Source organism: Streptomyces sp. NPDC093600, from assembly GCF_044764755.1.
In the GTDB taxonomy this organism is placed as follows: Bacteria; Actinomycetota; Actinomycetes; order Streptomycetales; family Streptomycetaceae; genus Streptomyces.
Genome location: NZ_JBIWIU010000015.1, coordinates 114978 through 130301, shown reverse-complemented (window position 1 = coordinate 130301; position 15324 = coordinate 114978). Strand labels below are relative to the sequence as shown.

General features: G+C 69.4%; 11 protein-coding genes. 5 read left to right on the top strand and 6 right to left on the bottom strand.

Annotated elements, in window-relative coordinates:
• Positions 1–134 precede the first annotated feature (134 nt).
• From ACIRB4_RS28640 to ACIRB4_RS28630, 3 genes are all read left to right on the top strand, one after another.
• Positions 135–1457 (top strand): serine/threonine-protein kinase, encoded by a 1323-nt coding sequence (locus ACIRB4_RS28640; protein ID WP_403295137.1) that lies wholly within the window; start codon positions 135–137, stop codon positions 1455–1457.
• Positions 1458–1579: 122 nt separating this feature from the next.
• Entirely contained in the window at positions 1580–3676 is a 2097-nt protein-coding gene (locus ACIRB4_RS28635) for an N-6 DNA methylase (RefSeq protein WP_403295136.1), read from the top strand.
• A gap of 415 nt (positions 3677–4091) precedes the next feature.
• On the top strand, positions 4092–4979 hold the full coding sequence (locus ACIRB4_RS28630) for a DUF5655 domain-containing protein (RefSeq protein ID WP_403295134.1): 888 nt from the start codon (positions 4092–4094) through the stop codon (positions 4977–4979).
• A gap of 413 nt (positions 4980–5392) precedes the next feature.
• Here the strand turns inward: ACIRB4_RS28630 and ACIRB4_RS28625 are convergent, their stop codons facing one another.
• Complete coding sequence (locus tag ACIRB4_RS28625) at positions 5393–6505, bottom strand: hypothetical protein (RefSeq protein ID WP_403295133.1); 1113 nt, start codon at positions 6503–6505, stop codon at positions 5393–5395.
• A 519-nt stretch (positions 6506–7024) separates the two neighbouring features.
• Between ACIRB4_RS28625 and ACIRB4_RS28620 the strand changes: the two genes are divergently transcribed.
• Entirely contained in the window at positions 7025–9547 is a 2523-nt protein-coding gene (locus tag ACIRB4_RS28620; protein ID WP_403295132.1) for a hypothetical protein, read from the top strand.
• A 117-nt stretch (positions 9548–9664) separates the two neighbouring features.
• Here ACIRB4_RS28620 and ACIRB4_RS28615 read toward each other — a convergent pair whose 3' ends face one another.
• Genes ACIRB4_RS28615 through ACIRB4_RS28600 form a run of 4 tightly spaced genes read right to left on the bottom strand, consistent with a single transcriptional unit; the run spans position 9665 to position 13418 of the window.
• On the bottom strand, positions 9665–10675 hold the full coding sequence (locus ACIRB4_RS28615) for a DUF317 domain-containing protein (protein WP_403295131.1): 1011 nt from the start codon (positions 10673–10675) through the stop codon (positions 9665–9667).
• Positions 10676–10697: 22 nt separating this feature from the next.
• Positions 10698–10961, bottom strand: a complete 264-nt coding sequence (locus ACIRB4_RS28610; RefSeq protein WP_403295129.1) for a hypothetical protein — start codon at positions 10959–10961, stop codon at positions 10698–10700.
• Between the two features lie 19 nt (positions 10962–10980).
• On the bottom strand, positions 10981–12129 hold the full coding sequence (locus ACIRB4_RS28605; protein ID WP_403295128.1) for a DnaB-like helicase N-terminal domain-containing protein: 1149 nt from the start codon (positions 12127–12129) through the stop codon (positions 10981–10983).
• Positions 12129–13418 (bottom strand): DNA cytosine methyltransferase, encoded by a 1290-nt coding sequence (locus ACIRB4_RS28600; RefSeq protein ID WP_403295126.1) that lies wholly within the window; start codon positions 13416–13418, stop codon positions 12129–12131. The genes ACIRB4_RS28605 and ACIRB4_RS28600 overlap by 1 nt, the downstream gene beginning before the upstream one ends.
• Positions 13419–13858: 440 nt before the next feature.
• On the opposite strand from ACIRB4_RS28600, the gene ACIRB4_RS28595 reads away from it, so the two are divergent.
• A complete protein-coding gene (locus ACIRB4_RS28595) occupies positions 13859–14338 on the top strand; it encodes an NUDIX domain-containing protein (protein WP_403295161.1) in 480 nt (159 codons plus the stop codon).
• A 122-nt stretch (positions 14339–14460) separates the two neighbouring features.
• On the opposite strand, the gene ACIRB4_RS28590 is transcribed toward ACIRB4_RS28595, so the two are convergent.
• Positions 14461–15273, bottom strand: a complete 813-nt coding sequence (locus ACIRB4_RS28590; RefSeq protein WP_403295125.1) for a hypothetical protein — start codon at positions 15271–15273, stop codon at positions 14461–14463.
• Between the last annotated feature and the right edge of the window lie 51 nt (positions 15274–15324).

Sequence of the window (15324 nt, the reverse complement as noted above, 5' to 3'; positions counted from 1 at the left end):
CTTCGGGTAGCGGCCAGTCGGTCACTCGCCCTCCCTCACCCACATCGCTGTGAACAACATTCACCGGATGTTACACGCTGCTACGATTCACGCACGGACGATCCGACAAATTCATTGCAGAGAACGGACCTCAGGTGGGTTCACAGAACGGCATCATCGATGGGCAGTACCACCTGGTGCGGCGGCTCGGTGGGGGTGCGATGGGCGAGGTGAGCCTGGCGCATGACCTGAACCTCGGTCGGCAGGTGGCGGTCAAGCGCCTCCACCCACACACCGCCGAACGGGAGGAGGGGCGCTACTCGGACCGCTTCGAGCGCGAGGCCAGGACGACGGCCAGGCTCGGCCGATCCGGGCACTTCCCGCAGGTGTATGCGTTCGGCCGACATGATGGGGAGCCCTATCTCGTCATGGAGTTCATTGAGGGGCCCACCTTGGCGGAACTGGCCACCCGGCATCACCCGCTGCCGTTCCCTGCGGTCACCGCGATCCTGGCCCAGCTCGCCACGGCGCTCGCTTGGTTGCATGACGCCGACCTCGTCCACCGTGACCTCAAGCCGGCCAACGTCATGATCGCGCCGGGTGGTGTCGTCAAGGTGGTGGATCTCGGCATTGTTGCGCTCTCCGATCCCCACGCGACGCGCCTGACAGCTACTGGCCATGTCCCGGGCACTGCGGCCTACATGGCCCCTGAGCAGGCGGCCGACGGACTCACCGAGCCGCGCAGCGACCTTTACTCCACCGGCTGTGTCGGATTTGAACTCGTCACCGGGGAACTCCCCTTCGATGCGCCGACCGCTCACGCGATGGCTCGCTGTCACATCGACCAGGCGCCGCGCAGGACTGCGGATGTGCGCCCGCAGGCGCCACCATGGCTGGCCGAAGTCATCGACCAGCTGTTGCACAAGGATCCGGATCTAAGACCTCGGGACGCTCGGGAGCTGTACGAGGCCCTTCGGTCGCACCTGGCAGTCCTCGAATCACCCGGCTGCCCCGAGCTTGGCGACTTCGATCCGACGTTGCCGTGGGTCCAACCGTGCCCACCGCCGCCCCGGCCGCAGAAGTCACCGCCAGACGTGCAACGCCGGCGCGGATCCGGGCTCGATGCTCTGGCGCGCCGTCATGCACGGCAAGCCGACCTGAGACGCGACGACCTGACACGGGTTCGCACCGAAGCGAGCGAGCTTGCGGCGGATGGCGATCTACGCGGGGCCATCCAACTGATTGAGCAGTGCCTCAAGAACGCGGTAGGTCGCTTTGGCCGTATCGAACCGGGTGTTGTGCGGCTGTGTATCGACCGTGCCGGGCTGCTGCACGAAGAGGGCCTGTTGAAGGAAGCCCACTTCGCGTACGGCGATGTACGTCCCGATGCCGTGCGCGCGTTCGGGGAGGGAAGCCTTGAGGTCCGCGAGATCGACGAAGGTATCGAGGGATGTGAAGAAGACGGCACGTGGGGCTGACCAGCGTCACACGAACTCGACAGGTGACTTTACTGGGCTGTGTATGACATACACGCACGGTAGAACGAGGGTACGCTTCACATCTTCCCCGCAGGGGCTAAGCAGGACTCAGGGAGAGAGGCGTGGCAGAAGAACCGAGCACGGTGACGGCCACCGGCATCGCCAGGATCGCGGGTGTCGGCCGAGCAGCGGTGAGTAACTGGCGGCGGCGCCACCAGGATTTCCCCCAGCCGGTCGCCGGCACATCCGCCAGCCCCGCATTTGATCTGCATGAGGTCGAGCAATGGCTCGACCGGCAGGGCAAGCTCCGCGCCCTCGCGCCTCTCGACCGTCTGGGTCGGTACATCGAGACGTTCGGCGCAGCAGGGCGGCCCGCGGAAGCCATCGCTCTGGTTGGGCTGACGCTCCTGACAGCGCCCGCGGAAGTACCCACTCCGCGTCAACTCGGCGACCGCGCACGGTCGCTCGCTTCGCCCCAGCACGCCGAGATTCTCCTGTCGGGACTTCCGGAGACGTGGTCGCCTGCCCACTGTGAACTCCTCGACGCTGTCCTCCCAATGGCCCGCCAGGAGAGCCGTGTCGGCATCCTGGAGCACCTCCACTCGCAGTATGCGTCGGCCAGGGGCACGGCGGGGCTGACCGCCACCCCCGCTGCCGTGGCCGGCCTGATGCTGGACCTCGCTGGCCCTGCGGCCTCGGTCCTCGATGTCGCCTGCGGCACTGGTACGTTCCTGCGCCCTGTCCTTGAGGAGCCGACTGCCTCCAGCGTGCTGCCGCGGATCCTGGGACAGGACTCCCGCCCCGAGTACGTTCGCATTGCACTCCTGCGTCTGATGCTCCTTCGGCAACAGGTGGGGGTCGACCCGGATGGCGACGATCTGAGCCTGCGCGTCGGCGATCCGCTCCTGGAGGATGCCTTCGCCGAAGAAGGCATCGATGCTGTCGTCGGGAGCCCCCCGCACGGTCTCCAGGACTGGGGCCACGACCGACTCGCCTTCGATCCTCGGTGGGGGTACGGAGGTCCACCCCCGCGCACCGAGCCTGAACTGGCCTGGGTGCAATATGCGTTGGCCCACCTGAAGCCCGGTGGCCGGGCCGCTCTGCTAATGCCACCGGCAGTAGCAGGGCGTCCTGCGGGACGCCGTATCCGCAGCGAGCTGGTTCGGCGAGGCATACTCCGAGCAGTCGTCGCCCTGCCTCCGACGGCGACCGTCGGGAGCAGTAACGGCGTCCACCTATGGGTCCTCCAACGCCCCGAGGCGGCCAGTGCCCCGGAAGCGGGCGTGCTGTTCGTGAACGGTGAGGCCGCGCCCCTGGACCAGCGCACAACTTCGAGGGACCGTTTCGAGGCGCTTCGCCGCCAAGTCGCCGCGCTGTGGCTAAGTCACCTTACTGGCCGTGGGATTTCGGTTTCCGACTCCTCCGTTGCCAGACACGTGTCGCTATCCGAACTGCTCGACGAAGAGATCGACCTCACCCCGCGACGTTATGTGCCACGCCAGGACAGCGCAGGGTACACGCTCGAGGCCCTGTTGAGGCTGCCTGACGCCATCGAGGCCAGGCTCGATGCCCTTAAGGACGCCGTGCCACGGCCGACTCGCGCCTCACAGCCCGCCTCTTCCGACGTATCCGCTGCGACTTTGGGCGACCTCTCCCGAACCGGAGCGCTCAGCCTGCACCGCTATTCGGCCCGTGCCACGCACCTCGATGTCCCCGAGCAGCAGGAGCCAGCCCTTACCAGCCAGGACGTCATCACGGGTCGGCCCGCCAGCGGGTTCGTGCCCGTCGGTCTGAGCGACGAACCGACGGCCCGGGTGCAGGCTCACGACATCCTCGTCCCGGCGATCGCCAAAAACCTGGTGGCCCGAGTCGCGACGGACGAGCAGATCGGGGCCCGACTCGGGCCCGGCGTGCACGTCGTACGTGTCGATCCGAGCCTCCTCGACCCGTGGTTCGTGGCGAGTGCCCTTACCCGCCCTGAGAACGCGACGAAGGCCGCCCGCGCATCTGCCACCGCGAGCGGTGCCTTGCGCATCGACGTGAGACGTCTGCACCTGCCCCTCCTGCCGATCGACGCACAACGCCGCCGCAGCGAGGCGCTGCGCCGCCTCGCCCGATGGGAGGCGGAGCTGACCCGTACCGCCGAGGCCGGACACGAGCTGGCCCAAGCCCTTGCGAGAGCTCTGGTCGACGGGACGCTCGCGCCGTCGGACGACTGAGTCCGATCGGGCCGCGCGGGAGCTCACATGGCCTGTCGCGCAGCTTTGCGCCCGACGTGGGATGAGGGCTGGATCCTGCCCTGTGGTCGCCGTGCAGATTGGACGCGGAGCGCAGTACCGCGATCCTGGTACTGCGCGGCGGCAGGAGCGTAGAGATGCTGGAGTAGGCGCTTAGAGGAGCCTGCTCTATCCACTGAGCTACGAGGCTGACCTGCGAAAATACAGTGCTTTAGGCACTCGTCTCAGCGGCCTGTGGGACGTATATGGGGTCAGCAGATCCCTGGGGACCCGCGGGACGCGAGCGCCCCGCCGGGCCATACGTAGGGTCTTACAGAATCTTCACGGCTCCGAAGACCCATACGGAAACAATTCGATCACCGTCCGGCGTTGCAGCCCCATAATCGGAGAGAGGACGGTGTCGGGGCTGAGGCTGTTCAACACGAAAGGCGACGTGACCGAGGTCACGTCGCGCCTGGCTGAGGTCGAGGCAGATGTGCAGAGTCTCGTCGAGGCGCACATGGAGACGCTGCTGGGGGTCCGTTTTCTGGCGAGCGAGTACAGCACCGGGCCGGTCCACGGGGGCCGGATCGACTCGCTCGGGCTGGACGAGAACGGATCGCCGGTCATCGTCGAGTACAAGCGCGGGGTCGATGCCGGCGTCATCAACCAGGGATTGTTCTATCTCAGCTGGTTGGTGGACCACCGAGCCGAGTTCGAGCACCTGGTCCGCGACCGGCTCGGGGTGATGGCCGCGTCCCAGGTGCTGTGGAGCGGTCCGCGTTTGATCTGCATCGCCGGCGACTTCACCCGCTACGACGTGCACGCCGTGCGCGAGCACCGACGCTCAATCGATCTGGTCCGCTACCGACTCTTCGGCAGCGATCTGCTCGGGCTTGAGACCGTGGCGTCCGTCAGCGGCGGCACGCGGGTGGCCCGCCAGGCTCGCAGGCAGGCGGTCGCTCGGGCGGCAGTCGGCGTCCAGAGCGCGTCGATGGCGGAGTTGGCGAGCGCTGTCGACGAGGCACTGCTCGGTCTGGGCGACGGCGTGAACCGCGTCGAGCGCAAGATGTACCGGGCGTATCAGCGGCTGCGAAACTTCGCCTGCGTGTGTCCGCCGCAGCGGAGCAAGCTCCTGGTCTACCTGAAGGTCGACCCGAAGGATGTCGATCTTGTGCCGGGCTTCACCCGGGATGTCTCCGGTCTCGGTCACCACGGGACGGGTGACCTGGAGGTGCAACTGCGTACGCCGAGGGACGTGGAGCGGGCGCAGGATCTGTTCCGCGCGAGCTACGCGGCTGCGTGATCGCAAGCTGGCCTCCGGGACGTGTTCGATTCGCGGTTGCTCTGTGATCGTCGAGAGATGCCTTTCGATGGGCGGGCAGGGCGTGGCGGTGGACTATCAATGGTGCGCGGGATCGCCGGTTTGGCTAACCGGCGATCCCGCGCTACGTTGCGCCGCTTAGAACCTGCTGACTGCCGCCGGCCTCTACTGGTTCACTCGCACCGGCCCTGCGGCCGTGGACTTCTGCTGGGAACAGGCGCACGCCGAGAACACCGGCTGGGCAGGAGCCTCCGACGTCCCGCAGGGCTCGTCCCTCTTCTACAGCAACCCCCTGGGCCGCAAGGTCCTCGGACCCCCGTCCGGCGCCGACACCGGCTCCTTCCACGAGCACACCGAAGGCGGCCACCTTCCCGCCCGGAGTTGCCCTGCTGGTGCTACCCGGCCCGCCGCGCGCGGCGGGCTTCGAGCCCGACGAGTTGGGCAGCCGGGTCGTCGTAGGGCATCAACGAGCTCTGCTCGACCAAGGGCACGATGACCGGCCACAGGCCCTCGGCGGCCGGGGAGGGGTTGCCTACGTGGCGTTCGGTCACGGCCGCTGAGGCCCCCGCCAGCAGGTCGGCCAGCTGTATGGACGGGTGGTCGGCGGAAGAGCCGCGGAGCACGGTCTTCACAGGGGCACCCCTCTCGCGAGTCAGGAGAGTCATGCCTATCGGACTGGTGGCGTACTCCAGCACGGTGCGCAGGGCATCGTCGGCAAATACGCGCTGTTCATCGGTGAGGACACTGACAAGCCCGAGGCTGTGTCCCCATCGGCGGGCTGTCTGGGTCACCGCCGGGATAAGCATCTCCAGCGACGGGAACGGGGAGTCCTCCTGGTGGAGGGCCGCCGCGTACGGCCGGGTGGAGCGTACCTGGGCCAGCACCTCAGTTACCGGCCGCCGCCGCGAGGCGCCCCATGCCTGGTCGACCGCTGCGAAGAACGCCTCCAACGCGGCTTCCTCCCGTCCCAGGGCGCGCTGGGAAGCCAGGGCCACGAACGCGGACATCAGCGCATCGAACAGCGCGTCCGGAAGGGCACGCGGTCCCTGGAGCGCCAGTGTCCGAGCCATGGCGCGCGCCTTGCCTCCGGCGTACAGGTTCCGCCCTTCGGCGTGCGCCTTCTCCTCCAGCAGCAGATCGATCGCCTTCGCTGCCACGGCGTACTCCTTGTCGACCACGTACACCGAGCAGCGTTCGTGCAGTGCACCGGCCGGACCCCACAGATCCTTCAGCAGGGACCACCGCTCCTCACGGCCCTTGAACAGGTGGAACTTCAGCTCCCGGGCCTGCTGGATCCGCGCCTGCTCCCGGAGGGCGCTGATCACTGGGGCCGCCTCGGCGTCGTCGATGGCGACGGACGCGAAGACAAGGAAACGGCGCTGCCGACCGACGAGCTGCTCACCATCCCACCCGGACTCGTCGCAGGCGATCCAGCGCCCTCCGCCGACGCTGTCCGAGGTCGGCTCGTTCTGGTTGAGCTGGGTGTACTTCTCTCCGGTCAAGGTCACGACGTCATTGTCCCTGCGCCACTCCGGACACCGGAGTGGCCCCGCACACGTACTGCGTGGTCGGCGGGGAGACGGCAGCCCGGCAGGAGACGTGCGCCCCTGACGGCCCTGCCCCTCGGTACCCTGCCGATACCTCAACTCGGTCTGCGCTGGGGCTTCATGCGGGTAGGCCCACCCGATCTGGTGAACCCTGCCGTTTCGGTTCGCCGGGCCGCCGATGCCGGTGGCAGATTTCATGGTGCACGTCGGTGGCCCATCACCGATGTCCGCCTCATGCCGCTTCCGGCGGAGCAGGAGCAAGCTGCGAGATTCCCAAGCGCCCCCATGGCGCTGTCGGGTTGATCGTCCTTCGGACGTTGGCAGGTGGACCGTACGGGGCAGGGAGTTCCGCGCACCTCAGTTCACGCGTGCCGGTTCACACCTTGCCGGCACGAGGCTTCGGCGCTCGGGCGCGTGTCACGCTCCCGAGACACGGGGGCTTTGTGCTCGCCCGGCACGGCCGGGTGGAAGGACGACACCATGGCCACGAAACGGCCTGACGGCGACTACCCCTACATCGGCACCCCCATCTGGGGTGAGCGCCTCGCGGACGCCGTCGAGAACACCTGCGCGGACCTGGAGGTAGTACCGCCTCCCCGACAGGCGATCACCGAGGGTCTCGCCACCACTCTCCCGGACACCGAGATCAAGAACCTGATCTCCACCCAGCGCGGCAGGAAGGTTCTCAAGCCGACTGCCCACCGGCTCGTGCAGGCCGGCACCGACCAGGTGCTGCTGCTGATGTGCGACGTCCACGGCGCCGCGGTTGCCCCGTGGCACCTCAACGACCGCACCGTCCCCGCCTGGTCGCCGCCCGTCCCGGAGGCCAACCAGCGCGTCGAGGACCTCGTCGCCGCCGAGGTGGCGCTGGAGGAGGCCCAGAAGGCCGCGAAGTCCGCCGAGAAGGAGGTGGAGGCTTGCCGTCGCGCGCCGGGAGACGAGTCGTACACCGCGCAGGCGCTGGCGGCGGCCACGCAGAAGCACCAGGAGGCCCTTCGCCTCGTGAACGACCTTGAGGACAGGCGTCAGGTCCTCCTCGCTGCTCTGGGTAACCGGCGCCCGCGTCCGGTGGTCCGCTCCGCGGAGGAGGAGGGGGAGCCGAAGGCGGCGCTCGTCCTGGCGGAGCAGCCGTACGCGGTGGCCGTCCACCTGCAGCGCTACGCCGCCGCGAGCCTGGAGCGTGCCGGAAGGACCCGCGGGTACGACCTGGTGGAGTCCCTGGTGGACGCGGGCCAGCTCTCCAAGGGCATGAACGTCCTGCAGCAGTGGCAGATCACCAACTCCGACGGCACGGTGTCGAAGCCGTGGCGGCTGGCCGCTGTGACTGGCAACAACCGGGCGCTGGCCCGTCTGGACGTCTTCCGCGTGCGTCCGGAGCACTTGGTGACGGGAATGCCCCAGTCCCTGGTGTCCCTGCCGAAGGAGAAGGCCGACACCGGGCTGCTACTGCTGAGTCTGCGGGAAATCCTGAACCGGGTCTCCCACCGGCTCAACGAGGACGGCGCCAAGTCGGAAACGTTGCCGACCGACCCGTCGCTGCGGGCGGGGAAGATCGCCACGGTGTCCGCGGAGATCGTGATCGGCTGCAGCAGGCCGGAGGCGCTGGAACACGTCCTGCGGACGCTGAACGTCAACGACCACCTGCGCGGCATCCAGCCCTACGATGAGGACGCGCGTCTGATCGCTCTGTTCGCGACGCTCGTCGACTCCTATGCCAGGGAGTCGGTCCTGGCCGCGGCCCTCGCCGAGGCATTCCCCAACGCCCGCGGTGCGGACCTTCTCGACCTGGCAGGGGTGCGCGACGCGCTGACCGCCAACGGGCCGCTCGATCCGCTCGAACCGCTCGTCCCCGCGGGCGAGGAGGTCTCCCTTGTCGTGCTGCGCGACATCGCGGTGCGCGCCATCACCGCGCTCGTGTTTCCCGGGATCCCGCCCGAGACCACGCCGAAGTCGAGCAGGCGGACCGTCCGTGACACGGGGCGGTTCTGGCCGATCGTGCGGGGCGCGCTGCAGGAGCCGGCGTGGAGCCAGATCCGGGCGAAGACGGCCGAGGCGCGCACGCGGCTGTGGTCCGCCGCCGTCGCGCAGCTGTTCCTGCACCGGGGCAACATCCTCTCCGCGCTGGGCTTCTTCGGTACGTCGGAGGCCACGGAGGGCGCCGGACAGGACCCCAGGCCGCTCAGGGAGCTCTTCCTCGGGGCGGAGGCCGGTGACGCCGGTGCCTGGGCTGTCCTGGTCAAGCGGATGGCGCCGGTGCTGATCCACGCCCCGCAGCCGTTCATCACGCCCGGCCAGGGCAGTGAGGCGGGCGACCGGCGCAAGGGCGTGCGCCGCAGCCCCAGTAGTGCCCTCGCCGCCCTCACCCTGGCGTACACGCAGAACAACGTCCCGGGCATCAGCCGGGCCCTTCTCCTGGCGTTCGCGAAGGCCGTGCTGGAGCACCCGGACGCGACGCAGCCGCCCGAGGCGCAGGATGGCACGCCCATGGTCTGCTACGGCGAGCAGCACTGGAATGAGGAGGACCGGACGCCGATCACTGCGGGCATGGTGATCGTCCCGGACATCGAGGGCCAGCCCACCGACTATATCGCTGACAAGGCGTGGTTCGACGAGATGTTCCCCATGGAGCTCGGCCGCCCGGCCCCGGCCGGAGGGGACGCCGGCACCTCCACGGGCACCGAGAACGCTGCGGGTGCCGGCGACGGCGGCACCTCGCGCGAGGAGGTGCCGGTCGACCCCCGCGACCAGCTGGCCGCGCTGCGACAGCAGCTGCCTGCCCGCGTCGAGCTCGTCGAGGGGAGTTACCAGCGGGCCGTGGACTCCGCCCACACGCTGATGACGGACTTTGAGGAGGCGCGCCGTCTGCGAGCCCAGCTCGGAGAGGATTCTCTGCCGCCCGAGCAGCGGATCGAGTGGATGGAGAAGCTGTCGAAGGCGCGGGACGCGGCCCGGGCCAGTGTGACGTCGCTCGACCAGGTGGAGACGCTGATCCTGCAAATCTGACCGGCATGGAAGGTCTGATCTCTTCAGTAAGCGGGCCCGCACGAACTTGGTAAGTGCGGGCCCGCTGTTGTTCGAGACCGGCACCGTCGCGCTGGAAGGCGAGGGCGACCGGTCTGCTCAGCGATGCCGGGACCGCTGAACGGGTGGGGGTGGGGGGAGCGCCGGGGCGGATGCCGGCCGCGGTGCTGCGGGGGCGGAAGCCCGGGGACGGGCCGTGGCGAGGTCGACAGCCTCGGCGGTGAGCTGGGCGAGGAGGTCGTGCGGAACGGTGGCGGAGAGGCGGATGGACCAGGCCGGCCGGTTGAGGTCGTCGCCCCCGTACAGGGTCCATCGGTCGGCCTGGGCGTGGGGGACGTGGTCGAAGGTGAGGGTGCGGTCGGGGGCCTGCCAGGTGGTGCGGGCGGGGTTGCTCGCCGGGTACCAGCCGGCGTCCTGGAGCGCCTCGTACGGATCCGAGGTGCTCGTGGGCGGCGGGGTGTCGAGGTGCTGCAGGAGCGTGTGGATGAGGGGGACAGGGGTGCCTGCGGTGAGGGTGGTGTGCCAGAGGCGTTCGCCGACGGGTCCGTCGTACTCGGCGATCGTCCAGGCGACGTCGGTGCGGTGGCGGGCCTCGTGGTCGAGCACCGCCCGGACGGTCAGGGACTCGTGCGAGGCGACGGTGGTCTCGTCGCCCCAGGTCCGGTACTTCTCCCACGAGGAGGTGGCCTCAAGGAACGCGTCTAGGAACGCCTCGTGCTCGCCGGGCCCGGCCGCGGGCGGCTCCGCCGGGGCGGCGGAGGTCGTCTGGCGCTCCGGCTGCTGGGGGTTGGCTCCGAGGACGTGGCGTACGGTGCGTTCGAGGTCGGTGAGCGGGGCGGGTCCGGGGCGGACGGCGACGGAGTAGAGCTGGTGGAACTCGGCGAGCGCTTCGGCTTCGGTGCTGCGGTAGTGGGTGATCTGGCGCAGGTGGTCCTCGCCGTGGAGGTGGACGTGGCGGTGCACGCCGCTGGTGTAGGTGCCGACGGCGACGGTGGTGTGGCCGTCGTGGGCGTGGGCGTGGATGACCAGGCGGCCCTCGGCGATGTCGTCGTGGATGCGCTGGGCGGCGGCGCTGACCGCGCGGATCTCCTCGCGGGTGCACCAGGGCATGGGGTAGTTGGCCCAGGTCCACTCAGTGTCGATCTCCTCTTAGAGGACGGGGGTCGATCTCGGTGGTGAAGCCCTGCATCTGGAGCTCTTCGGCGACTTTGACGGTGTAGTAGGGCTCTTCGCGGTCGATGCGGGCCAGAACCATCGTGGTCGGGCCGGTGCTGCGGAAGCCGTGGTCGTGCAGGTGAGAGCGGGCGGCGTCGCTCGTCGGCCCGGACGTGGTGGCGATGACGGCGGGATGGTGGTCCGGGTGGAGGGCGAAGCAGACATGGGCGAGGGCGTGCATCTGGGGGGCCTTCGGGGGGCTAAGGGGTTCGGCCGAAGGCGGCCCGTACGGCGGCTGGGCGCACAGGCGGCTGTGAGGCAGCGGGGGTGCGGCGGATTGGGGGACCAGCGCGTGTGGTGGGCGTGATTTGCGGTCGATGGGAGAGCGGGTGCCCGGTGGCGTGTTGCCAGCGGGTGCAGATGGCGCCGATGTCGGCGAGGGACCGGCGGGCACCGGTGACGAGCTGGAACGGTGTGTTCGTCGGGTCGTCGGCGTATGCCTCGATGCGGCGGCCGGCGTGGTCTGCGGTGGCCAGGAGCGAGCGCATGAGGGCGCGTTGGCTCCAGTGCTCGACGGAGCCCGCGGGTTCGGAGAGAAGGCGGAGCACGTCGCTCGGTTCGCTCGTGTTGTGCAGGAGGCCGCGCTGTTGGGCTTCCCACAGAATGGTGACGGGGTCGACGGGCTCCTGGCGGCGCACGAGGGTGGTGAGGCACTGCCACAGGCCGGCATGCAGCGGCTGGGTGAAGTCCTCGGGTAGCAGCCACCGCACGGACTCGACGTCGGCCGGGCGGGCGGTGGCGGTCGCGAGCAGCAGCTGCTCCTCCTCCGCTGCTTCTACGTAGTCGGGCGCGCTGGCAGGTGGGGACGCCGGGGTGCGGGGCAGGACGCCGGCGCGTGGCGGGAAGCGGCTCGCGATGTCGTCCACGATCGCGGCGAGCGCGTCGGCCTCGGCGAGCACCGTCTGGATGGGGTGCGGGAGGGAGGTGTCGTGGACGGTCTGGAGGAGGTGCTCGGCGGCGGCCCGTAGCCGGCGGCGGGCGTGTTCGGCCTCGACCATCCGTGCGTAGGCCGGCGCGTGCCGGGGCCAGGGACAGACCTGGATGAGGGTGTGCAGGTAGGAGGCGGTCAGGCCGCGCGCCTGCTCCCGGCTCGCAGCGAGCACCTTGGTGAGCCACGTGGCGTTCTTCGTGTGCTCGACGGGGTCGGGCGGCGGCAGGGCGTTGATCGCGGCGAACAGGGCGGCGTGCGTGGCGGTGGAGAACGAGTCGGCGGAGATCCCGGTCACGTCGCCGAGACGTCGCGGGTCGAGGAGGAGTGCACCGAGGAGGGCTTGCTCGACGTGGAAAACCGGCTGTGGCGCCGGGGTCGTGTCGAGGCCGTCCTCGTCGGGGTCGGGACTGTGGGACATCAAGCGGTCAGGGCGAAGTCGTTGGGGTCGAGGGTGACACCGAAGTGCGGGGCGAGGAGGTGGCCGGCGAGCAAGGGCGGAACCGCGTTGCCGATCTGTCCGAAGACTTGGCCCTTGTTCCCGGCCCACGGGTAGTCGGCGGGGAAGGTCTGCAGGATGCCGGCCTCGCGAGCGGTGATGCGGATCGGCTCCGGCACCGTGGGTGCCTCCCCGTCTTGCGCCGACGCGGAGACTGGTTCGGCGACCCAGGTGCACTCGTTCGCGCGGTGTCCGAAGAACAGCGTCCCGGCCGGCTCGGAGAGCGCCCGCAAGGTGGCGTTGGCCTGGTTGTTGCTGCGCAGAGACCAGGACCAGCGGGGCGCCTCGGAGGTGAACGTCGGCGCCGGGGCGGTGGCAGCACGGTTCTCACGGGTGCCGTGCCGTGCGGCCCACCCCGCGCCCTCGCGGCGGGGCTGCAGGGCCACTCCGTCTGGTCGCGGCATCCAGGTGCCGCGCTCCCGAGCGTCGGCGAGGGTCTTGCGGGAGCCCGATGGGAACGGCTCGGGGCCGCCGCCGGGCCCGCCGCCGGCGCAGACGGTCGGGACGGGGCGGTCGGTCGCTCCCCAGCCCAGAGCCTCGGCCATCGACACCCAGCGAGCACGGCCCGGCCCGAAGAGACTTTCGGGCTCGGCGACCTGGGCATGGGTCGGCGCCGGAGGTTCAGCGGTACGGACACGGGAGGCGAGTAGGATCGCCCGCCGCCGGGTCTGCGGCACCCCATAGTCAGCCGAGTTGAGGATGCCCCACCACACGGAGAAGCCCCAGGACCTCAGGATCTGCGCGTACTGCCTCCACAGCGGCAGCACGTCGGGCACCTCCTCCATCGCCACCCACTCCGGCTCGCCCACGGCGTTCAGGGCGTGGAGGTAGCGCATCGGCTCCGCCGCGAGCAGGGAGCGTTCGTCCCGGCAGACGGCCATGAGCTTGGCGCGGGTGTCGAGGCCGGCGGCGAGGTCCGCGACCGCCTGGTGGACGAGGTCCTGGTCGAGCAGGCCGAGCCGCTTGCCCGCCCTGCTCCATGCCTGACACGGAGGCGAGGCGATGAACCCTTGGACCCTTCCGACGAAGACGCCCACCGGGTACATCGCCACATCGGTGCGGACCGTGACCAGACCGGCCGCCGCCCGCGTCCGGCACGTCCACTCGTCCCATTCCAGCCCGACGTCCCGGACCCCGAAACGGTGCAGAGGGACGCTCCAGCCGCCGGGCCCGGCGAACAGATCGAGCACGAGCCCCTTCGACGGGATCACGACGCGAGACCGAAGTCGTCCTGCTCGACGTCGCCGCGGCAGCTCCATGGGGAGCAGCCGTTCACCACGCCCAGCTCGGCGGCCTCGGCTTCGGCATTGTCCAGGGCGGCGCGCTCGGCCCTCGTGACGTGGTGTATCGGAGCCTCGCCGAGAGGGACGCGGGATCGGTGCAGGAGTGCCTCGCCCAGGAGTACGTTCCCGGTCGCATTGGCGCGTGCGTTGCCCTTGCGGATAGCCGCGTCGAACTCGACGACGTCCTCCCACTCCGAGGGGGAGGTATCGCGGATCTTTCGCCACTGGGCATTTCCCTGAAAAGGGCAAGGTATAGAGAATTGAGACAGGGTCGTGATCCTTTGTTCGGGGGACAAGGCCGGTCTGAGGGGTCGCTGGCTGTGTGACGGTCCGGTCATTCCGGGCGGGTGTCAGTGGTGCCTGCGATTGTGTGCGGCGTGGATGAACTCGTGGAACGTGTTGACGCTCAGGACCGTGTGCTGGGGGTAGTCGGTCGCCGGGACGCCGTTCGGGAGGGCTGGCTGCACCGGGTTGGCGTGGTGGTGTGCCGCGATAGGCGGGGCCGTTTTCTCGTCCATCGACGGGCCGAGCACCTGTCCCGTTTCCCAGGGCACTACGAACTCGGGGCCGAGGGTGCTGCGGGAGTGGGCGAGTCCTACGAGCAGGCAGCTGCCCGCGAGCTCAGCGAGGAGCTGGGAGTGCGGGCGACACCGTGCCTTCGGTTCAAGTTCCTCAACCGGGACGGGCTCAGCCCTCACTGGCTTGCGGTCTGTGACGCCGTGGTTCCGGAGATCCTCGCCCCTGATCCGGAAGAGGTGGCCTCGCACGTTTGGCTGACCGAGTCGGAGCTGCGGCGGGCTCTGCAGCAGTGGACCTTCACTCCTGATAGCCAGGCGGTTTTCGATTGATATCTTGCTTGTTGTGCTGTCCCGGATTCCGCGCAGGAACGGTGTTCTTGAGCTGGGTCAGTGGGACGAAGGCGCCCGTCGTTCCGAGGTCCCTGGGAGTGGGGCCGGCGGGGGTAGGGGCGTCACCGTCGTGGACGCGCGGGCAGCGTGGTGTCCTTCGCCCTGACCGGCGTCGGCGTGGTGCGCACGAGGCCGCAATTCCGTACCGGACGTGCCGATACAAGGGCTTGGACGCCGGCGGCCGTGAGCTGGACGCCGTATCGGTCTTGCTGGACGAGCGGGGTGAGGCTGATCAGCCCCTTGTCGATGAGGGCGTCGATGGTGGTCCCCCTGATGTGCGCGGACAGAGGGGCGATGACTTCTCGTGTGCCTGCGGCGCCCTCGTGGACGACGGCCTCACCGCGGGCGAACGCGGCGAGGCCCCTGCGCTGGGCTTCGCTGACCTTGACAGTGGGGGTGCTGGTGCCGGAGTTCTCCCATGCCGCCTGTTTCTGGGCGTAGAGGTAGCCGTCGTGTCGCAGCAGGGCGCTGCTGACGTCCTGGACGGCCACCGGCGTTCGGTACAGGTGTGCGCGGGAGTGCTCCAGCAGTTCGTTGGCCGAGGCCGTGTCGCCGTGGGCGAGGGCGGAGACGGCGTCCGATGCCCGCACGGCGGCGTTCGAGGTGGCCTCGGTGAGGCGACGGAGGACGGTGATCGCTTCCTGGCCGTCGACGGTGGTCGCCGCGTCGGAGAGCGATGCCTGGGCCAGAAGTTTGCCGGTGTGCAGCGAGGTCCGGTACAGGGAGCTGCCCGCACGGATGGTGTCCGCCAGCCGCTGTGGTGCCTCGCCCGGCTGCCGCGTGAGGTCGTCCAGCAAGTCCCCGCACTTCAGCAGGTACTGGGTCAGGGCCCACAGGTCCTCATCGATCGGGCCGGGAGTGAACGGGTGTGTCAAGAAACGGGACTCCTTGGAGAAGAGAAGACGAGGGAATCGCGAGCACCGGTC

What these genes read in the sequence shown, in the direction of transcription:
- ACIRB4_RS28620 (WP_403295132.1), top strand. Translation starts at nt 7,025, where the DNA reads ATGGCCACGAAACGGCCTGACGGCGACTACCCCTACATCGGCACCCCC.
- ACIRB4_RS28615 (WP_403295131.1), bottom strand. Translation starts at nt 10,675, where the DNA reads ATGCCCTGGTGCACCCGCGAGGAGATCCGCGCGGTCAGCGCCGCCGCC.
- ACIRB4_RS28610 (WP_403295129.1), bottom strand. Translation starts at nt 10,961, where the DNA reads ATGCACGCCCTCGCCCATGTCTGCTTCGCCCTCCACCCGGACCACCAT.
- ACIRB4_RS28605 (WP_403295128.1), bottom strand. Translation starts at nt 12,129, where the DNA reads ATGTCCCACAGTCCCGACCCCGACGAGGACGGCCTCGACACGACCCCG.